At 36.4% G+C, this 1,767-nt stretch carries 1 pseudogene; it reads right to left on the minus strand.

Features of this window, described 5'->3' with window-relative positions:
- Positions 1 to 1,128: 1,128 nt before the first annotated feature.
- Positions 1,129 to 1,590, minus strand: a pseudogene (locus tag QNI15_RS38770) (IS66 family transposase); the annotation flags it as partial.
- Positions 1,591 to 1,767 lie beyond the last annotated feature (177 nt).

The following is a 1,767-nucleotide window of genomic DNA, read 5'->3' on the forward strand; positions in this document are numbered from 1 at the left end:
TAGGACTTAAGCGATTAACGTTGGATTTTATTGATTTCTTTAGTGAATGCATTCAATCTTTTATCAGATGGATACGGATTCAATTTGCTTATCATCAATCTTTTATAAATTTCCTCGGGTAGAGTAGGCTTATTGATTTACAGTACAAAGTAGAAGAGAAAAAATTGACAAAAAAAGAGCAAAAATAGACGATGAAAGAAAAAAAATGATTTTATCTATTGAAAACACAGTTACAAATTTGTCATTTGTGAATGCATTTGATAGCCAGTATATTATAATGGCTAAAGGTTTTACTATTTAGATAGTAATCAATACTATGAATTACTTGATTTAGGCTAATAGAGATTAAATACATTTGTAATTGAAATTTATTTTGCAAAAACAGGGGTTAAATACACTTATTTGTATATTTTGAATAACATGTAATATTTATAGTGAATTTGTCTCAATTAACTCTTTCTTTTTTCTACTTATATGACTTATTATTACATGTACAAATTTTAATTTATGGACGCTTTCCGAATCATCTATGTAACGGTATAATAGGTTAATCCTGTTATAAGCAGATAGCTGATGATTGATTTATGACATTCATTACCAACAAACATTTTTATACTTTAAGCCAACTAGTGCGTCTTTGTTAAAAAGTGTATGGTTTAAGTAGAAGTATGAAGTTGTTGAAAAAGGAAGAAAGATCGAGTCTTATAAGTAGTCAGATAGAAAATCTGGAGGATAGATGCTCCCGTAATTTTATTTCCAAAGTGATGAATAAATAGAGAACTAATCTTATCAGATCCTTTGATACTGGGTTAACACTCGATTTTACTGTCTAGGCAAGCCGATAGACAACGCAGCATCTCAGCTCTGATTTATTCAGTCGATTATCAGAGCTGAGATGCTGCGTTGTTTCCTTGACGAATGCTTGAATACAAATTGGCTTCTCTCTTTGCCGTTTGCAGCCGAAAAGGTTGAGTCCTGCGGCTGAAATACAATCACTTCCGATCTCACAGCTCACTGAAAGGGCTCATACATTGCTAGATGGAGGCGAAATTTCAGGTGTCAAGTACCACCGATTTTTCTAGTGGCTCCGCTGTGATTTCCCCGGTCCTAAAGTATGCGCCCGACGAACTACATATTGTTGGAGAGGATAATTTTCTTAAAGTTTTGTGGGAACAGGTCAATGAGATTTTTGTGATTAATCGAAGAGATATTTTCCAGGGTATATTTTAACCATACAAAAGGATTGACATCTTCTTTCTTGCAGATGGCAAAAAAGGAATAAATCATCGCTGCTCGTTGAGCTGCTTGATGAGTGCCCGCAAATAGGTAATTCTTTCTTCCCAAAGCGATGGGCCTGATCGCATTTTCGACCAGATTATTGTCTATCTGTAATGAGCCATCATACAAGTATGCACTCAACGCATCCCAACGAGTATACGCATAGGCCATCGCCTTGCCGATTTGACTTTTGGGCAGCGTAGATTGGATTTGCTCGAAGATCCATTGACCTAACTCATTGAGCACAGGTAAGGATTGTTCCAACCGCACTTGCTTAATTTGTTCTAAGTTCAGTTTTTGTTCTTTACACTTTGTCGGCTCCCCCGTTTTCAAACAGGTTTGAGATAGAAAATTTGAATTACTGACGTCCACCCAAATTTAAGACCGGTCAGAAGTGGAAAAATCGGCGGTGTTGAATAGTTGCGATTGCTCGTCCATCTGGCAAGGTGTGAGTCCTTTCAATGAGCTGTGAGGCCGGAACTGGTTGTA

Origin of the sequence: Xanthocytophaga flava, from assembly GCF_030068545.1 — a bacterium.
Classification (GTDB): Bacteria; Bacteroidota; Bacteroidia; order Cytophagales; family 172606-1; genus Xanthocytophaga; species Xanthocytophaga flava.